Annotated in this window: 13 protein-coding genes and 1 tRNA gene; 4 read left to right on the forward strand and 10 right to left on the reverse strand. The window is 65.4% G+C overall.

Features of this window, described 5'->3' with window-relative positions:
• Positions 1 to 93: 93 nt before the first annotated feature.
• The 3 genes from llg_RS10770 to llg_RS10780 are packed head-to-tail and all read right to left on the reverse strand — an operon-like array spanning position 94 to position 3801.
• Complete coding sequence (locus llg_RS10770) at positions 94 to 1359, reverse strand: acetyl-CoA C-acyltransferase (protein WP_338289913.1); 1266 nt, start codon at positions 1357 to 1359, stop codon at positions 94 to 96.
• The gene (locus llg_RS10775) at positions 1356 to 2822 is read right to left on the reverse strand and encodes an AMP-binding protein (protein ID WP_338289914.1); all 1467 of its coding nucleotides are present in this window, start codon (positions 2820 to 2822) and stop codon (positions 1356 to 1358) included. The genes llg_RS10770 and llg_RS10775 overlap by 4 nt, the downstream gene beginning before the upstream one ends.
• Positions 2776 to 3801: a patatin-like phospholipase family protein gene (locus tag llg_RS10780; protein ID WP_338289915.1), complete on the reverse strand. Its 1026-nt coding sequence runs from the start codon at positions 3799 to 3801 to the stop codon at positions 2776 to 2778. The genes llg_RS10775 and llg_RS10780 overlap by 47 nt, the downstream gene beginning before the upstream one ends.
• A 254-nt stretch (positions 3802 to 4055) precedes the next feature.
• On the opposite strand from llg_RS10780, the gene pheT reads away from it, so the two are divergent.
• On the forward strand, positions 4056 to 6437 hold the full coding sequence (gene pheT / locus llg_RS10785; RefSeq protein ID WP_338289916.1) for a phenylalanine--tRNA ligase subunit beta: 2382 nt from the start codon (positions 4056 to 4058) through the stop codon (positions 6435 to 6437).
• 643 nt (positions 6438 to 7080) lie between these two features.
• Here pheT and llg_RS10790 read toward each other — a convergent pair.
• From llg_RS10790 to llg_RS10810, 5 genes are all read right to left on the reverse strand, one after another.
• A tRNA-Gly gene (locus tag llg_RS10790) sits at positions 7081 to 7155 on the reverse strand.
• A 39-nt stretch (positions 7156 to 7194) separates the two neighbouring features.
• On the reverse strand, positions 7195 to 7434 hold the full coding sequence (locus llg_RS10795; RefSeq protein ID WP_338289917.1) for a hypothetical protein: 240 nt from the start codon (positions 7432 to 7434) through the stop codon (positions 7195 to 7197).
• A 75-nt stretch (positions 7435 to 7509) separates the two neighbouring features.
• On the reverse strand, positions 7510 to 7773 hold the full coding sequence (gene rpsT, locus llg_RS10800; RefSeq protein ID WP_338289918.1) for a 30S ribosomal protein S20: 264 nt from the start codon (positions 7771 to 7773) through the stop codon (positions 7510 to 7512).
• 111 nt (positions 7774 to 7884) lie between these two features.
• A complete protein-coding gene (locus llg_RS10805; RefSeq protein WP_338289919.1) occupies positions 7885 to 8490 on the reverse strand; it encodes a L,D-transpeptidase in 606 nt (201 codons plus the stop codon).
• 3 nt (positions 8491 to 8493) lie between these two features.
• On the reverse strand, positions 8494 to 9993 hold the full coding sequence (locus tag llg_RS10810; protein WP_338289920.1) for a cellulose synthase family protein: 1500 nt from the start codon (positions 9991 to 9993) through the stop codon (positions 8494 to 8496).
• Positions 9994 to 10232: 239 nt separating this feature from the next.
• Here llg_RS10810 and llg_RS10815 point away from each other — a divergent pair, with 239 nt between their 5' ends.
• The 3 genes from llg_RS10815 to llg_RS10825 are packed head-to-tail and all read left to right on the forward strand — an operon-like array spanning position 10233 to position 12759.
• A complete protein-coding gene (locus llg_RS10815) occupies positions 10233 to 11066 on the forward strand; it encodes a hypothetical protein (protein WP_338289921.1) in 834 nt (277 codons plus the stop codon).
• Complete coding sequence (locus tag llg_RS10820) at positions 11063 to 11914, forward strand: NAD(P)-dependent oxidoreductase (RefSeq protein ID WP_338289922.1); 852 nt, start codon at positions 11063 to 11065, stop codon at positions 11912 to 11914. The genes llg_RS10815 and llg_RS10820 overlap by 4 nt, the downstream gene beginning before the upstream one ends.
• Complete coding sequence (locus llg_RS10825) at positions 11911 to 12759, forward strand: hypothetical protein (RefSeq protein WP_338289923.1); 849 nt, start codon at positions 11911 to 11913, stop codon at positions 12757 to 12759. The genes llg_RS10820 and llg_RS10825 overlap by 4 nt, the downstream gene beginning before the upstream one ends.
• A 570-nt stretch (positions 12760 to 13329) precedes the next feature.
• On the opposite strand, the gene llg_RS10830 is transcribed toward llg_RS10825, so the two are convergent.
• Together llg_RS10830 and bamA are read right to left on the reverse strand one after the other, a co-directional pair.
• Entirely contained in the window at positions 13330 to 14178 is an 849-nt protein-coding gene (locus llg_RS10830; RefSeq protein ID WP_338289924.1) for a hypothetical protein, read from the reverse strand.
• 82 nt (positions 14179 to 14260) lie between these two features.
• The gene (bamA, locus tag llg_RS10835; protein WP_338289925.1) at positions 14261 to 16630 is read right to left on the reverse strand and encodes an outer membrane protein assembly factor BamA; all 2370 of its coding nucleotides are present in this window, start codon (positions 16628 to 16630) and stop codon (positions 14261 to 14263) included.
• Between the last annotated feature and the right edge of the window lie 39 nt (positions 16631 to 16669).

Consider the following 16669-nt stretch of genomic DNA (forward strand, 5'->3'; position numbering starts at 1 on the left):
AGAATTGTTCAGAATTAACGGAAGACTTGGGCAAGGCTCTCAGCCCGGAATTCATCCATCCGTAAATTCTGCAAAATTCTGTAAATTCTGTTTTCATGGCCGTTCCAACCAAAGCGCGGCACCCTGTCCGCCGCCGACGCAGAGGGTGACCAGCGCGCGCTTGCCGCCGGTTTCGTGGAGTTGGTCGAGGGCGGTGAGAACCAGGCGGGAGCCGGTCGCGCCGACAGGGTGGCCGAGGGCGATCGAGCCGCCGCGGCGATTGAGTTTTTCCAAGGCGATCTCGCCGAGGGCGTGGTCGAGCCCGGCCAGTTTCGCGGCGGCGGGATCGCGGAAGGCTTTCAGGACGGCGAGCGCCTGGGCGGCGAAGGCCTCGTTCAGCTCGACGATGTCGGCCTCGGCGGGGGAGGGCGCACCGCCTTTCATCGCCCGCGCGCTGGCGAGCACCGGGCCGATGCCCATCCGCGCCGGATCGCAGCCACTATAGGCATAGTGGGTGAGTCGACCCATGGGGACGAGCCCGATTCGGGCGGCGGCGGCTTCGGTGCCCACCAGCAGGGCCACCGCACCGTCGCTGACCTGCGAGCTGTTGCCTGCGGTCACGCCGCCCCATTTCGGTTCGAAGATCGGCTTGAGTTTCGCCAGCTTCTCCGGCGTGGAGTCTTCGCGCGGGCCGTTGTCGGCGGTGATCGCTTTCCCTCCCAGATGCGCGGCGGCGATCTCGTGGTTGCGGGTCTCGGTGGCGGCGAGCGCCTTCAGGTGGGAATTGGCGGCGAAGGCGTCCTGCTCCTCCCGGGTGATGTGGTATTCGCGCGCGAGCAGCTCGGCGGTCTCGCCCATGATCATGCCGGTGTAGGGATCGGTGAGGCCGAGCTTCAGGCCGATCCGCGGCGCGAAGTCCTTCGGGCGGAACTTGGCCAGTGCCGCGAGTTTCTGGAACGGGCTGCGGGCCTTCGCCATCAGGCCGAATTTCTTCATCGCGCTGTCGCTGTAGAGCAGCGGATAGCGGCTCATGCTCTCCATGCCGCCGACCAGGAACAGCTCGCCGCGTCCCGCGGTCATGCGCTCATAGGCGCTGGTGATCGATTCGAGCCCGGAGGCGCAGTTCCGCTGCACGGTCGCGGCGGGCACGCTCTCGGGAATCCCGGCGCGCAGCGCGGCCACCCGCGCGACGTTCGCGGCGTCCGCCGGTTGGCCCACGCAGCCGAGGATCACCTCGTCGATCGCGCCGGGGTCGACCCCGGTGCGCGCCAGCAGCGCGCTGATCGCCATCCGACCCAGGTCCGCCGCGCCGAGCGGCTCGAACTGCGTGCCGGCACGCAGGAAGGGTGTTCTCACACCGGCGAGGATCCAGAGGTTCATGGCGATGGGGAGGTTGGGCGGTGGTCGACGATCTTCTGTTCCTTCAACTCGCGGCCGACGCCTTGCAGTCGCCGCATTTCGTCCCAGTCATGGAGCACCACGTTGTTCGGGGAAAACTCCGCCTTCTCGCGGAAACGGCGCATCACCAGCTCGCGCAGGGCGTCGGGTGAGAGGCCGTTCATCGGCACGGCGTGGACGATCACCTCGTCGCACTCCAGCGGATCGTCGTTGCGTTTCCGCAGCTCGATCTGCCACGCGCCGATCTCGCGGGTGTCGTCGAGCAGGTGCTCCAGCTCGCTGAAGTCGACGAGCGTGCCCTTGAGCTTGTCGATGTTGAGCTCATGGCGGTCGGTGAGGCGGGAGACATTGCCGGTGATGCGCGGGCAGGTGCGGCCGCAGGCCGGGCAGCGTTCGCGGACGATGCCGCCATCGGTGACGTCGCCGGTGCGGTAGCGCAGCACCACCGTGCCGCGGGAATCGAGCGGGGTGAACACGATCTCGCCGGGCATGCCGTCCGGCACCCGCTTGCCGGTTTTCGGGTCGACGATCTCGATGATCCCCATGTCCGGGTAGAGGTGGAATCCGGTGGGCGACTTGTCCTGGCCCACCCGGCACTCGGTCCATGCCATCTTCGCCTCGGTGAAGGCATAGGTCGAAAGCACGCTGACGCCGGCGGACCCGAGCTGCTCGCACAGCGCGGCGATCTTCTGGCGCATGCCCTCCGGCACCTTCTCGCCGCCGAGCACGATCCGTTTCAGGTTCTGCCACCGGCTGCCCCCGGCCGCAGCCTGTTGCAGCAGGTGATAGAGGAAAGTCGGCATCGCGATCAGGGCGTCCGGATCGACGCGGTCGATGAGCCGGATGTTGCCCTCGGTGCCGAGCGCCTTGCCGCCGCCGGTGGAGATCATGAAGGCATTGAAGCCGAGCGAGGCGTGGTGGCCCTGCCAGAACGCCAGGTGCGGGGCGAAGGGGAAGGCATTGACGTGCCGGAACGCGGGATCGGACTGAGCGATTTCCATCATCCGGCGACCGGCCATCGACAGCCGGTCGAGATCGTACTGTGTGTAGAAAAATGGAACCGGTGACGCGGCCCGGCCGGTGGTGCTGGTCATCAGCACCGGACGCCACTCCCGTTCGAGGAGTTCCTTGGTGGCCTCGGTGCCGCGGAGGATCGCGCTGGCGATGGTGGTGCCGCGTTTCCGCAGCACCGCCGAATCCGGCTGGAGGATGAAGTCGCGCGGGTTCACCAGATCCTTCTTCGACGACAGCGGCAGCAGGTCGAGGTCGTCCACCGATTGGAAATCGCGCCAGTCGAGTCCGCGCTGGTGGAACGTTTCGCCGTAGTGTGGCGAAAAGGGCACCACCGCCTCGCGGAGGAATTTCCGCAGGTGGAGGCCTTGCAGGTGGTGCTGCTCGTCAGGCGACGCGTTCTCCCACCACCACGTTGTCCGGGTTTGGCTCATTGGGTTTGGGTTCCGGGATGGGCAGGCCCGCGAGGGCGCGGATCTCGTTCAAATGGTCCCGCGCGATGCGGCGACCGGCCTCGATGAAGTGCTCGAAGCGCGCGTACTCGTGCCAGCGGGCCGCGACGTAGGGTGGGTGCAGGCACAGGTCGGCGCGGCGGCAGGCATCGTCCGCCAGGCGGATCTGGGCGGCGCGGATGCTCTTGCGGAAGGTGTCGCCGATGTTGCCCGGGGCGAGGGGATTGGTGCGGCGGCTGAAGGCCTCGGTGCCGCGCCGCCACCACGAGGGGTTCGCCTCCTCCTCGGGGCGGCAACACCCGGCCTCGACCTCGGCGAGGCTTGGCAGGGTGGACACCGCGATCACCCGGTCCACGTCGCCGAAACGCCGCAGCGCCCCGACCGGCACCGGATCGACCACCCCGCCATCGGCGCAGCGCCGGCCCTTGAAATTCACCGGCGCGACGACTCCCGGCATGGCGCAGGAGGCGTGGACGGCGTCGGCCAGGCTGCCGCTGCGGACCACCAGCCGCTCGCAGGTGTCGAGATCGAAGGTGATGACCATCAGGCGGCGTTCCAGATCCTCGATCTTCAGGTCGCCGATGGAGCGGGAGAGGTGCCTTTTCGCCTTCTCGCCCTTGAAGAGCCCTTTCAGTGGCGGAATCAGCGGGTCGGCCAGCTTCCACATCTGGCGGCTGTCGTTCATTTCCGCCGCGAGGTTTTCGAGCTGTTTTCCGGAGAACCCGGCGGCCCACAGCGCGCCGACGTAGGCCCCCATGCTCGATCCGGCGATGGCGTGGATTTCGATCCCCGCCTCCTCCAGCACCTCCAGCACGCCGACGTGGGCCAGGCCGCGGGCTCCACCCGAGGAAAGCGCCAGTCCGATCCGCGGTTTCCACGCCGGTTGCTCCGCCAAGGGGCGTCCCGTGCGGGTGTCCGCGGACGACCGCTTCCAGAAGGCCAGTTTCGAGAGGGTGAACATGGCGGTTCTCCGGCAAGCCCTCCCCAACGGAAATGAGGAGCAGGCGATCTAACATGACACATGCGCTAAACAAATGCAAGGAGGCTCCCGCTGTTAGCCCCCGGCTTTCCGGTATTCGGGAGCTGCCAGGCGCTCCGCTCCGCCGGGTGCTCCCATCCGGGTGTTTTTCAGGTGGAAAATCTCGGTTCCCGGCTCCGTTCGCCCCCCGTCCTTGACAATCCCCGGCCGGTTCGCGATCCCCTGCGGGGCCGATCATGAACGTTTCCCTCAACTGGCTTTCGACGCACGTGGACCTGGGTGGCAAATCCCCGCAGGAACTGGACGATTTGCTGACCTTCGCCGGCATCGAGGTCGAGGGCATCGAGATCGAGGGCGTTTCCTCCGACAAGGTCGTGGTCGCCCAGATCATGGAGGCCGTCCAGCACCCGAACGCCGACCGCCTCAAGGTGACGCAGGTGGATGCGGGCGAGGGCCAGCTCCGCCAGATCGTCTGCGGCGCGCAGAACTACAAGGTCGGCGACAAGGTGCCGTGCGCGCTGCCCGGTGCCGCGCTGCCTGGCGGTTTCACCATCGGCGAGACCAAGATGCGCGGCGTCGAGTCGAAGGGCATGCTCTGCGCGTCCGTGGAAATCGGCCTGCCAAAGGGCGAGGACGGTCTGCTGATCCTGCCCTCCGATTCCCCGATCGGCCGCCCGGTGAAGGAACTTTTCGAATCCGATGTCCTGCTGGAGGTCGAGGTGACTCCGAACCGTCCGGACCTGCTCAGCCACCACGGCATGGCCCGCGAGCTGGCGACCCTGCTCAAGCAGCCGCTCAAGCCGCTGGAAATCCCGGCCCGCGACACCGCCCCGGCCGGGGAGTCGGTGAAGCTGGAAGCCGCCGACGGCTGCCCGTTCTACACCGCGGTGAAAATCGAGGGCGTCCAGATCAAGGAAAGCCCGGCCTGGCTCCAGCGCCGTCTGGAGTCGATCGGCCTGCGCCCGATCAACAACGTGGTGGACGTGACCAATTTCGTGCTCCACGAGACCGGCCAGCCGCTCCACGCCTTCGATACCGCCAAGGTCAACGGCGCGCTGGTGATCCGCCGCGCCACGGACGGCGAGGCGTTCAAGGCGCTCGATGACGCCACCTATACTCTTCAGGATTCCGACCTCGTCATTTCCGACGATTCCGGCGCGGCCCTCGCCCTTGGTGGCGTGATGGGCGGCGCGGACTCCGGCGTGACCGAGTCCACCACCTCGATCCTGCTGGAATCCGCTTGGTTCGAGCCGTCCGGCATCCGCCGCACCTCGCGCCGCACCGCCCTGTCCTCGGATTCCTCCTACCGCTTCGAGCGCGGAGCCGATCCGCAGGCCGTCCTGCCCGCCTCCGCGCTGGCGGTGAAGCTGATTCTCGAAACCGCCGGTGGCGCCGCCGCCGCGACCACCGCCGTGGCCGGGGAAGCTCCCGTCCGCGTCCAGCCGGTGACGCTCGATTACGCCCGTCTCGACCAGCTCATGGGCCGCTCGATTTCCCACGAGGCCGCCGATGAGATCCTCACCCGCCTCGGCTTGGTGAAACAGGACGGTGGCCAGTGGGTGGTGCCGTCGTTCCGCGCCGACCTCCAGCGCCACATCGACCTCGTCGAGGAAGTGGCCCGCGTCCACGGCCTCGACAACGTGCCATCCCGCTTCCAGGGGGCCTTCGTGGCCTCCAGCGCCGTCGATGCCGCCTACGACGCCGATATGGCCCTGCGCCGCGCCCTGGCCGCCCTCGGCTTCCACGAATCCCAGACGATCAAGCTGATCGCTGACAACCAGGTGGCCGACTCCCTGCCGCTGCGCCCGCTGCAGGACGGTGACCTGATCCGCGTGAAGCTCCCGCTCAGCGAGGACCACGCCGTGATGCGCCCGAGCCTCGTGCCGGGGCTGGTGGCCTCCGCCGCCCGCAACATCCGCCAGGGCACCAAAGCCCTGCGCCTGTTCGAACTCGGCCGGGTGTTCCGCAACGCCGGCGGCGGCAAGGCCAAGGATCTCGAAAGCGACGGTCTCGCCATCCTGCTTTCCGGCCCCGCGGTGCCCGCCGGTTGGGCCCAGGCCGAGCGCGCCAGCGACCTCTACGACCTCAAGGCGATCGTCGGCGCCATCGTTCCGAACGCCAATGTCCAGTTCGTGCCGAAGGAGCGCGATGGTTTCGCACTCGGGGCCGACATCCAGGCCGATGGCCAGTCGATCGGCAACTTCGCGCGCCTGCTGCCCGCCCGCGAGCGCGAGCTCGACCTCGGCGGTGCCGTGTTCGTGGCGGAATTCGACCTTGCGAAGCTCCGCAAGCTCCGCTCCGGTATCGCCCACGCCGAGGAGCTGCCGCAGTTCCCGGCCTCGTCCCGCGACGCCGCCATGGACGTGCCGGTGACGCTGGCGAACCTGGAGATCGAGAAGACCCTGGCGAAGCTTCAGGAGGCTCTCCTGATCTCCTTCGAGTGCTTTGACGTCTTCCGCGACCCGTCCGGTGAAAAGCTCCCCGCCGACCGCAAGTCGGTGGCCTACCGCTTCGTCTACCGCGACTCGGGCCGCACCCTGAAGGCCGAGGAAGTCGACGCCGCCCACCAGCGCGTCCTCGATTCCCTGGTGAAAGGGCTGGGTGTGAAGTTCCGCTGAGCCCAGGGCTCCTTTTGCGTGTTACTCGCATCCGCAGGCGCACGCTACGTAGCCGCGTTCGGGAGAACGTGGGCGGTGTTGCCGCCGCGCTTCTTGCGCTCCTTCTTCCTCTGAGCCCGGTAGGGCGACGCTCTTCTAGCCGGGGTGCGCAAGCCCCCGGGAATCGGCCGCGAAGAATGTCCAAGTCCCGCAAGGGACGACGCTGCCCGAGCTCTTTCAGCGGAACCACCATTCGAATCTCTCCGGATGATTCGGCGCTCTTTGAGCATCGGGCGCAGGGTTCCGTCTGGAAGGTCATTCGGCCTGCGTTGCGTCGCCTCTTGCCGGGGCTTGGAACTCCACCACCGCTCGTCACCGGGGGCTAGAGCGCCCCGGCTGGAAGAGCGTCGCCCTGCCGGGCATGGAAAATAGGTGTCGATCGGATGAGGATGGGACCTGCGAGGGAGGTCGTGAACCCGCCCAACCCACGCTCTCCCAAGCGCGGCTACGGGCGGATGGGGGTAAAGGACAGAGCAAGCCTGGTGTTGGCGTTGGGGGCGATCCGGCCTGCGCGCCCCTTCCCGCACGCAAGGCGGGAGTCTCGTGCGACATCTTGGAAAACAAAAAGGACGCCTTTGGGAGGCGTCCTTTTTGTTTGGGAAAATGGAGCGGGCGATGAGATTCGAACTCACGACATCCACCTTGGCAAGGTGGCGCTCTACCACTGAGCTACGCCCGCGTTGCGGGGCGGCGTTTTACGCCGAACCCCACGAAAAGATCAACTGATATCTTCGGCCGTGACCGAACTTTGTTCGCGTGAGCCCAAAAAGAGCGCCTGCTTCACGACCCGGTCCGAGGTGACGTCGAAGCGGAAGCTGTGGCAGTTCGGGCAGAGCGCGGCACCGGCGCCCACGATCGAGTCGCAGCCCTCGCACACCTTGTAGGCGGACGGGTTGGCGGCGATGCGGGCGGCCTTTTGCTCGCGCGTCGGATCGGGGGTGGGTGATGGCTTGGCCATGGAGGTTACTTTACACGAAAAAAGCGGCACCGGAATACCGGACCGCTTGTTTTCGTTGTCCGGGGAACCGGTTTATCAGGCGATCGCGGCGATCGCCTTGGCAGCCTTGCTCTTGAGGTTGGCGGCCTTGTTCTTGTGGACGAGGTTGCGCTTGGCGGCCTTGTCGACGGCGGAGGAGAACTCGCTGACAGCCTTGGCGGCGGCTTCCTTGTCACCAGCGGCGATCGCGGTGAGGGCCTTCTTGCGGAGGGTCTTCACGCGGCTCTTCTCAGCGCGGTTGCGCTCGGTGCGCACGATGGTCTGGCGGCTGCGCTTCTGGGCGGACTTGGTGTTGGCCATGGTAGTGAAAAAATCTGGAGGTTTGCCCCGGACGGGCGGGGCGCGAAAGATAGTTACAAGGGCGAGCCTGTCAAGCTTCTGCGTCGGGAAATCCCTCGGCGAGCTCCGGGCTCAGTGGGTGGAGGCGACGGAAGCGTAGGATTTCACCGGCTGGAGGGAGTCCAGCGAGTCGCGCATGACGTGCACGTCCGCTCCCACGCCGAGGCGCTTGTAGAGGTCGATGACGTCCTTCGAGCCCATCCGGATGCAGCCGTAGGAGGCCGGGGTGCCCAGACGCCATTCCTCGGCGGTGCCGTGGATGTAGATGCAGCGGCCGAAGGCGTTCTTGTTGGCTTGGTCGGTCCCTTTCAGCCACATGATGCGGCTGACGATCGGGTCGCGGCCCGGGGCGTTCGGCTTGAGGATCTCGCCGGTCGGGCGGCGGCTCTTGATCACCGTGCCGGACGGGAAATTGTCGCCGATCTTGGAGGCCACCTCCATGTGGCCGAGCGGGGTGCAGTTGCTCCCCGGCTTGTCCCCGATGCCGAATTTCGACGTCGAGACTTTGTACGTCTTCACCGGCTTTCCGTCCTGCATCAGCATCATCTTCTGATCGCGGACGCTGACCAACACCTTGTTATGGGTGTCCTTGGACGTGGTTCCGCAGCTCGAAAGGCCGATCGCGGCGAGCAGGGAGGAAAGGGGGAGTAGTGTGGATCTCAGCAGTTTGCCATACATGGTTCAAGGATCGTTGCGGGACACGTTTTGTGTTTCAACACGGCCTTGGGGAAGCAGGCGGGCGAGGGACGACAGAGATGTATAGAAGAATCCAACCGGGAATGGAAGCAGAAGAATCGTGGACGACCAATTTCCCTTCACGGCGGCCTCGACGACCACGAACAGGAAGAAGAAGCCGAACAGGAGCTCGATGACCGGGGTGAGGGTCTTCATGGCCTTGTAGCTGCTCTTTTTCCAGTCGGTCTTCTTCTGCTGGTCACCGTATTTCGGGGTGCGGATGAAGGCGGACTCGTGGTTGAAGATGGCTTCCAGCACGGCCTTGGCGTTGCTGATGGACATCCCGATGCCGAGGGCCAGCAGGAGCGGGAGATAGGGGATTTCCTTCCACCAGGAGCCGGGGCGGAGCGCCTTCTGGGACATGAAGTAGAAGAGGGCGACCGAGACGGAGGAGAAGAAGAAGATCGAGCCATTGACCACATAGTAGCCGATCGGGCCGAGGTGGTTCACGCCGTGCTGGTTCGGGTAGATGAGGAAGCACAGGCAGATGAGCATCAGGTAGGCGAAGTTCGAGGTCAGGTGGGCCGTGGCCTCGAGTTTCACCGGCAGCGGGACGTTGCTGCGCCAGATGGCGGGCAGGACCTTCTTGCAGACCTGGATGGAGCCCTTCGTCCAGCGGTGCTGCTGGCTCTTGAAGCCGTCCATGTCCACCGGCAGCTCGGCCGGGGTCTCGACGTCGTTGAGGAAGATGAAGCGCCAGCCCTTGAGCTGGGCGCGGTAGCTGAGGTCCATGTCCTCGGTGAGGGTGTCGTGCTCCCAGCCGCCGGCGTCGGCGATGCAGCCCTTGCGCCAGATGCCGGCGGTGCCGTTGAAGGTGAAGAAGCGGCCGCTGCGGTTGCGGGCGGTCTGTTCCAGCTCCAGGTGGCCGTCCAGGAACATGGCCTGGATGCGGGTCAGGACGTTGAAGGTGCGGTTCAGGTGGCCCCAGCGGGTCTGGATCATGCCGATCCGCTCGTCGCTGAAGAAGTGGATGGTCTTCTGGAGGACGTCCGGATTCGGGACGAAGTCGGCGTCGAGGATGAAGAGATACTCGCCCTTGGCGAACTGGGTGCCGTGTTCGAGCGCGCCGGCCTTGAAACCGGTGCGGTCGGTGCGGTGGATGTGCTCGATGTCGAAGCCCTGGGCGCGCATGCGCTCGGCACCGGCGGCGCAGATGCCCACGGTTTCATCGGTGGAGTCGTCCAGGATCTGGATCTGGAGCTTGTCCTTCGGGTAATCGATCGCCGCGACCGCGTCGAGCAGGCGGTCCACCACGTACATCTCATTGAAGAGCGGAAGCTGGACCGTCACCAACGGAAGCTCCGCGAAGGGCTTCTTCGGTTGCGGTTTGTTCCGGGAGTGCTTCAGGTAGAGATAGACGATCGTCAGGCGGTGGAACCCATAGCCGGAGAGGCCGATGAGGACGATGAGATAGCTGGCATACCAAAGCGGAGAGGTCCAATCCATGACGTGTGGGCGATTCTACGGAGGAAATTCGGGGAACGTATCAATGACGGGCCTGGAGGCACGCCCGGGGACGCGGATACGGAACGGACTGGAAATCAATCTAGGCCGCCCTGCCGCAGGCCACCAGAACCACGGGCCGGGGTCAAGCCTCGAAACGCCCGGCCCCCGGATGGGTGGCGGGCAACCGGTGCCCAGCATTGCCGATTGCGGAATGCTTCGTGCGGTGGCAGCATCGCCTTGTGAAATTACCGATCGCATTGCTGGGAGTTCTGGCGGCGCTGTGCCTGCCGGCGTCCGCCGAGGAGGGGGAAAAGGACGGCAAGAATCCCATTCCGGCGGATCTCGTGGATGATCCACATGTGCGTGAAGAATTGGGAATCAATGAGTTCACGGCTCCGTCCATCGGCAAGCTGTTCGATACACTCAATGGTCTCGCGCCGCTGCCGGTGAGCGACTCCGTCCGCAAGCAAGCGGCTCGCATGCCATTGGACCGCGCCGATCTGGCGATGGAGCTTGGGTTTCTGATCGCGGATGGCTTCCTGATCGTCCAAGCCGGGCAGATGGACAAGGTGGAGGATCTCGCCAAGGACCTGACCCGCTACGGCAAGGCGTTGGGCGCGGGCGACCGGGTGAACCGGCATGCCGCCAGCCTGTTGGAGAGCGCCAAGGACCAGAAGGTCGACCAGCTCAAGAAGGAGTTGGCGGCGACCCAGAAGGACGTGGAGCGCGAGCTGGTGGCCCTGCGGGATGCCGATCTCGCTCACCTCATCTCGCTCGGCGGGTGGGTGCATGCCCTCGATGTCTCCGCGACCGCGGTGGACAAGCAGTTCACCCCCGAGCGCGGCAAGCTGATCATGCGCGAGGACATCGCGGACTACTACACCGAGTCGATCGCCTCCTTGGAGCCGCGGATTTCGGAACGTCCGAACTATCTCGCGATGCGGGACATCCTCTCCGGCCTGCGCCATGAGATGGTGCTGGGCGAAAAAGAGGCTCCGACCGCTGAAAAGGTCGCGGAAATCAAGAAGCAGGCCGCCAAGCTGGCTGAACTCGCGCTGCAACGTCAGAAATGAGCACCGTGGAGTTGGAAAAAGCACCCGCGGCGGTGCTGGGGCTTGGGATCATCGGCTCGCGCGCCTACGGGCGGCTGCGGGATGCCGGTTGGGGCGTGAAAGCGTGGAACCGCACGCCGAAGGGGCTGCCGGGCGAGGTTTCGTCGGCCCTTGAAGCGATCGAGGGCGCGCGCTGGATTTCGATCTACCTGAAGGACTCCCCGGCGGCGCGTGCCACGGTGGAGGCCATCGTGCCGGGACTGAAGCCGGGCATGGTGGTGCTGAATCACTCGACGCTCGATGTGGAGACGACCCGCTGGATCGCGGCCCAAGTGGCTGCGACCGGGGCGGACTTCCTCGATGTGCCGTTCACCGGCAGCAAGGTGGCCTCGGAAAACGGCCAGCTCGTCTATTACACGTCCGGTGATCCGGCGCTGCTGGCGGAGGTGGAGCCCTACCTGCGGGTGACGGCGAAGGATCTCATTCCCTGCGGGGAAGTCGGCGCGGCGACCATCGTGAAGCTGGCGACGAACCTGATCTCCGCCTGCACGGTGCAGGCGCTGGCGGAAGCGCTCGCGGTCGCGACGGCCCACGGCATTTCCGCGGAGAACTTCATCGGCGCGGTGTCCAAGAACGCCTGTGCCTCGGTGCTTTCCGGAATGAAGCTGCCGACCATGGCCGGTGGGGATTTCGACACCCATTTCTCGCTCGGGAACATGGAGAAAGACAGTCGCTACGTGCGCGCCCTGGCCGCCGAAGCGGGATTGGAAACCCCGGCGATCGATGCCGTGTCCGCCCGCATGTCGGCGCTCTGCGCCGATGGCCTGGCCGACCTCGATTACTCAGCCCTCGCCAAAGCCTACCAGTGAGCGATGTCACTCCGCGTCGGCTGGAATTGCCCGCGCCCGTCTTGTTGGAAGTCCGCGGGCCGGATGCCCGGCGCTATCTCAACGGCCAGCTCACCCAGGATGTGCGTTTGGTGGCGGATGGCACGAAGGCGCTGTATGCCTGCGTGACGGATGCCAAGGGTAAGCTCCAGTTCCGGGTAACGCTGCACGGGCGACCGGATGGAGCACTGCGGGTGGCTTGCGACCACGAGGGCGGGGAGGATCTGCTCGCCCGGCTCGACCGCTACCTGATCTCGGATGATGCCGAGATCGTGGACATTTCCGCGGAGTGGAAACGGGTGCATGTGACCGCGCCCGAGGCTCCGGCTGTGGAGGGCGGGAGCCACGCGGTGGCGATCGATCGGATCGGCGTTCTTGGTTGGGACGTATGGATTCCGGCGGGTGAATCGCATGCGGCGGAAGCGCTCCCCATCTGGCCGGCTGACGAGGTGGAGGCGGCGCGCATTGCCGCCGGGATTCCGGCATGGGGGCGCGAGCTCGAAGCTGGGATGCTGCCTCCCGAGGCAGGTCTGGAGCGGACGGATATTTCCTACTCGAAGGGTTGCTACATCGGCCAGGAGGTGATCTCGCGGATCAAGTCGGCGGGGAAGGTGAACCGGCGGCTGACCAAGCTCTTGGTGCCGGAGTCCGCAGCCTGTGAGGCCGGGGCCTCCCTGCGGACTGCGGAGGGCGCGGAAGCCGGGGTGATCACCAGTGTTTCTCCTGTGGTATCCGATGGCCGGAGGGTGCTGCTGGGATACGTGAAGCGTTCCGCGGAGGGGCAGGAGCTGCGGTTGGCGGATGGTGAGCCGGTGGCGTGCGGTTAGGTTGAATCGACCTTCAAAAAGCCCCAACGGGGCGGAATGTCGTGGCGGGGGGGCGTATCCCCTCTTCATCCCGCCCTTTCAGGGCTCGTTACGAAGTCCGCGCTTACCCAGGGCGTTGTCCTGATCCTGATACACATCTTGAACTCTGTATCCCCGAAGGGGATGGCAGCCCACGTAGACGGAGGTTGAGGAGCCTAGGCGACGACACCTCCGGTTGGGGCGGAAAGGTCATTCGATCCCGAAGGGGATCGCAGCCGAGCTCGGAGGCCTGCGGAATTCCATTTCCCATTTGTCGCGCGGAGCCGGGGCACGCTTCTCGCACGCCCTCCGGGGTGCCTGTCATGATCCGTGGGTCACCCGGTGGCGGCGTCGCTACGCTCCTTGCCGACCGGCTAATTTCTCCTGCCCCTACCGGGGCGAAAAAGCGCTCACTCTCGATAGACGGTGTGTAGAAGAATCAGGGCGTTGCCCTAGAAGCTATCTTATCCCGCCCCGTTGGGGGCGCTATCTGTTCGCGAGTCTTCCCATGAATCCGCTCGGCGGTTTCTCGCGGTTGAATGTCGATTTGCTCTAACGACCCTTTTTTGAAAGTTGGGCCGCTGTTTTTTCGAGTGGCTCGGCGGGGGCGAGCAGATGGAGATGGCGGCGCGAGGTCTCGTCGTCGGGAGCTTGGAGGATGGTGAAATCTTTTTTGGCTGGATCCCAATGAACCAGAAATTGGCGACGTTCCCGATCGGTGCGGGCATTGCTGGGGCCGAATGACAGGACCGGGACGCCTTCTTGATTCCACTGATCGCAGGTGAGGGTCCACGCATCCGCGGGCGCTGGGTCGTCGGGCCGGCAATCGAAGGCGATCCGTGTGAGGATGCGGGGCTCGGCTTCGATCGTGGTGACGGTGGCGTAGCTGAGGTGATAGGCGCGGCCTTCGACCTGGACGGCTTTGGTTTCGATGCAGGCGAGGTCGAGGGTGTCGTCGTTGTTGAAATCGCAGAGATGTCCCTCGATCAAGGGTGGCAACCGCTTCCAGGCGTCCGGGGTGTTGCCCTCGCGGTCGAAGACGCGGACCTTGGCTCCTGCCAACGGGGCGAGCCTGGGGCGGCTCAGGCCGGGGATCTTTCCCGCCTCGTGATCTTCGTCGATGGGAGTGAGGGAGCTGCCGGGTAGTGGTGCGGCAGGGGTGGTGTCGGATTGGCTGTTCGCGGCCAGGACGATCAATGGCGGTGCGCCCTTGAGCTGCGGGCTCCAGTGAAGGCGGTAGGAAGTCAGGGTTTCGGCTTCGGGGAGTGCGAGCACGCGGCGGATCTCGGCCTCCTGGGTGTCCGGGTCGATCAGCTTGTCGACCTCCGGCTTCACCGGTTCCGCGGCGGGGGCGGAAGCCGTGAACAGGAAGAGGAGGAGGGAGATGAACCGTTTCACCATTGCCCGAGGGAATCGCGGCGGCGTCGGGCGGACAATAAAAAAGCCGGTTCCCAGCGGGAACCGGCTTTTGGTGAGACTTTCCTCAGAACTGGCTCTGGAGGGAGAAGTTGAACTGACCGCCCTTGTCGGCCTTCTGGTCCGGGACCTGCACCGGGATGGCGTAGTCGAGGGCCAGCGGCAGCGGGCTGATCGGCAGCTTCACGCGGATACCGATACCCACGTCGCTGTAGAGGTCGTTCGGGCTGACATCCCACGAGCCGGAGTTCACGAAGCCCATGTCGTAGAAGACCGCGGCGCGGACGTTCTCGATGATCGGGATGGTGTATTCGGTGTCGATGTAAGCCAGCGAGCGACCGCCGATGACTTCGCCGGTGGCGGCGTCGCGCGGGCCCACGTCACGGAAGTCGAAGCCGCGCAGGGTGCGGCCGCCGCCGAGGAACATGCGGTCGAAGATCGGCACGTTGCCGCTGAGGGCGTCGGCGAAGGCGAGTTCGCCGTTGAGCGAGAGGATGCTGTCACCCCAGAGGTTCCAGTATTTCTGGCCCTGGAAGGAGGTGGAGACGATGTCCACGTCGCCGCCGAGGCCGGCGACGGTGAGGCTGGCGCTGAGCTTCTCACCGCTGCGCGGCTGGAGGTTGCTGTCGCGGCTGTCGTAGACGTATTCACCGGTGATCGCGCTGCGGATGAAGTCGCCCTGTTCGGCGAGGAACTGGGACGGCGGGCCGCCGGCAAGCACAGACTTGGCGGAAAGCACGGCCACGCTCGGATCGAGGTCGATGGAGACCTGCTCGAGGCGGTATTCGACCTTGAGCGCACCCTTCTCGCCGAATGGGCGGCGGAGGAACGTGGAAACACCGATGTTCTTCTGGTCGTAGTAGTCGCTGTAGTAGTTCGAGTCGTGGTAGAACAGCTCGCCGCCGAGGGAGAGCTGGCGGTCCATGAACCACGGTTCGACAAGGGACAGGCTGAAGTCGGTGCGGCTGCTGCCGAGGCGGAGGTTCATGCCGAAGCGCTGGCCGCCACCGGTGAAGCTCCAGGGATTGAAGAGGTCGAAGTTGGTCTGCTCCAGGTTGATGAAGCCGACGATGCTGTCGATCGAGCTGAAGCCGACGCCGACGCCGATGGAGCCGGTCTTCTTCTCCTCGACGAGGATGTTCACGTCGCGGTAGCCGTCGCGGCCCGGCACGCCGGTGGCCTGGACGTCGGAGAAGTACTGGAGGTTCTGGAGGCGGGCCTTGGTGACATCGAGATCCACCGAGTTGAAGTATTGGCCCGGCTTGAGCGGGACTTCGCGGCGGATGACCTTGTCCTTGGTCTTGGTGTTGCCCTCGATGTGGACGTCACCCACGCGGAAGCGGCTGCCTTCGGTGACGTGGTAGACGATCTTGACGCGGTTCGGGCCGGCGTCGCTGATGTCCGGGGTCACGGTGGCATCGGCGTAGCCACGGGAGCCGTAGTAGCTGCGGATCATCGTGATGTCCGCGCGCATTTTCTTGGAAGAGTAGGCGTCGCCACCGTTGAGGGTGAGGGCCGGGTAGAGTTCCTCGGGCTTGAAGACGCTCATGTGGCCGAAGCCGACACCGGCGACGGTGTATTTGTCGCCCTCGACGATCGGGATGACGATGTCCACTCGGCCATCGCCGACGGGGTCGCGGCGGACGCCCGGGCTGCTGACGCGGAGGTAGCCGTGGCTGCGGTAGTAATCGAGGACGGATTCCATGTCCTCGTCGAGCTTGCCGGTTTCAAAGCGGCCGGACTTGGTGAGGAAGGAGAGGAGACCCTTCTCCTTGGTCTTCATGTTCTTCCGCAGCTCGCTCTCGGTGAAGGCGGTGTTGCCCTCGAAGCGGATCTTGCGGATCTCGTTCTTGGCACCTTCCTCGATCACGAAGATCAGGTCCGCCACGCCGGACTGGGCGGTCGGCTGCATGCGGTAGGTGATCGCGACGTCCGGGTAGCCGTAGCCCTGGTAGTATTTCTCCAAGTTGCGCTTGGCGTCGACGATGGAGGAATCGCTGAGGATGCCACCGGACTTGAGCTTGGTTTCCTTGGCCAGCTTGGCGTCGGAGAAGATGGAGTTTCCGACGAAGCCGACGCCGCCGATGGTGGAGCGGGTGCGGACCTCGGCGATGAGCTTCACGCGGTCACCGGCGGGTTCGGCGAGGAAGCGGACGTCCTCGACGAGGCCGGAGTTGTAGAGGGACTTGATGTCGCTGTCGATTTTCTCGGTGCGGTACTGCTGGCCCGCGGAGGTGGACATCGAGTTGCGGAGGCGGGCTTCGTCGATCGTTTTCGGGCCGACGTAGCGGATGGAGACCTCGCTGATGGTCTTGCCTTCGAAATCCTGCGCGCGCAGGGCGGTGGTCGTGAGAGCCGCGGCCGCGAAGGTGAGGGGCAGTACCAGACGGGCGGAGCGGGCCGCGCGTTGCAAACCGGAGCTGTGGGAAGACGACATGCTTGTGGGAGTTGCCGCATAAGACCCGGCGACCGCCCC

The organism is Luteolibacter sp. LG18 (assembly GCF_036322585.1).
GTDB lineage: Bacteria > Verrucomicrobiota > Verrucomicrobiia > Verrucomicrobiales > Akkermansiaceae > Luteolibacter.

Excerpts from the sequence above, each read along its gene's own strand:
- llg_RS10770 (WP_338289913.1), bottom strand. The coding sequence starts at position 1,359 with ATGAACCTCTGGATCCTCGCCGGTGTGAGAACACCCTTCCTGCGTGCC.
- llg_RS10775 (WP_338289914.1), bottom strand. The coding sequence starts at position 2,822 with ATGAGCCAAACCCGGACAACGTGGTGGTGGGAGAACGCGTCGCCTGAC.
- llg_RS10780 (WP_338289915.1), bottom strand. The coding sequence starts at position 3,801 with ATGTTCACCCTCTCGAAACTGGCCTTCTGGAAGCGGTCGTCCGCGGAC.
- pheT (WP_338289916.1), top strand. The coding sequence starts at position 4,056 with ATGAACGTTTCCCTCAACTGGCTTTCGACGCACGTGGACCTGGGTGGC.
- llg_RS10795 (WP_338289917.1), bottom strand. The coding sequence starts at position 7,434 with ATGGCCAAGCCATCACCCACCCCCGATCCGACGCGCGAGCAAAAGGCC.
- rpsT (WP_338289918.1), bottom strand. The coding sequence starts at position 7,773 with ATGGCCAACACCAAGTCCGCCCAGAAGCGCAGCCGCCAGACCATCGTG.
- llg_RS10805 (WP_338289919.1), bottom strand. The coding sequence starts at position 8,490 with ATGTATGGCAAACTGCTGAGATCCACACTACTCCCCCTTTCCTCCCTG.
- llg_RS10810 (WP_338289920.1), bottom strand. The coding sequence starts at position 9,993 with ATGGATTGGACCTCTCCGCTTTGGTATGCCAGCTATCTCATCGTCCTC.
- llg_RS10820 (WP_338289922.1), top strand. The coding sequence starts at position 11,063 with ATGAGCACCGTGGAGTTGGAAAAAGCACCCGCGGCGGTGCTGGGGCTT.
- llg_RS10830 (WP_338289924.1), bottom strand. The coding sequence starts at position 14,178 with ATGGTGAAACGGTTCATCTCCCTCCTCCTCTTCCTGTTCACGGCTTCC.
- bamA (WP_338289925.1), bottom strand. The coding sequence starts at position 16,630 with ATGTCGTCTTCCCACAGCTCCGGTTTGCAACGCGCGGCCCGCTCCGCC.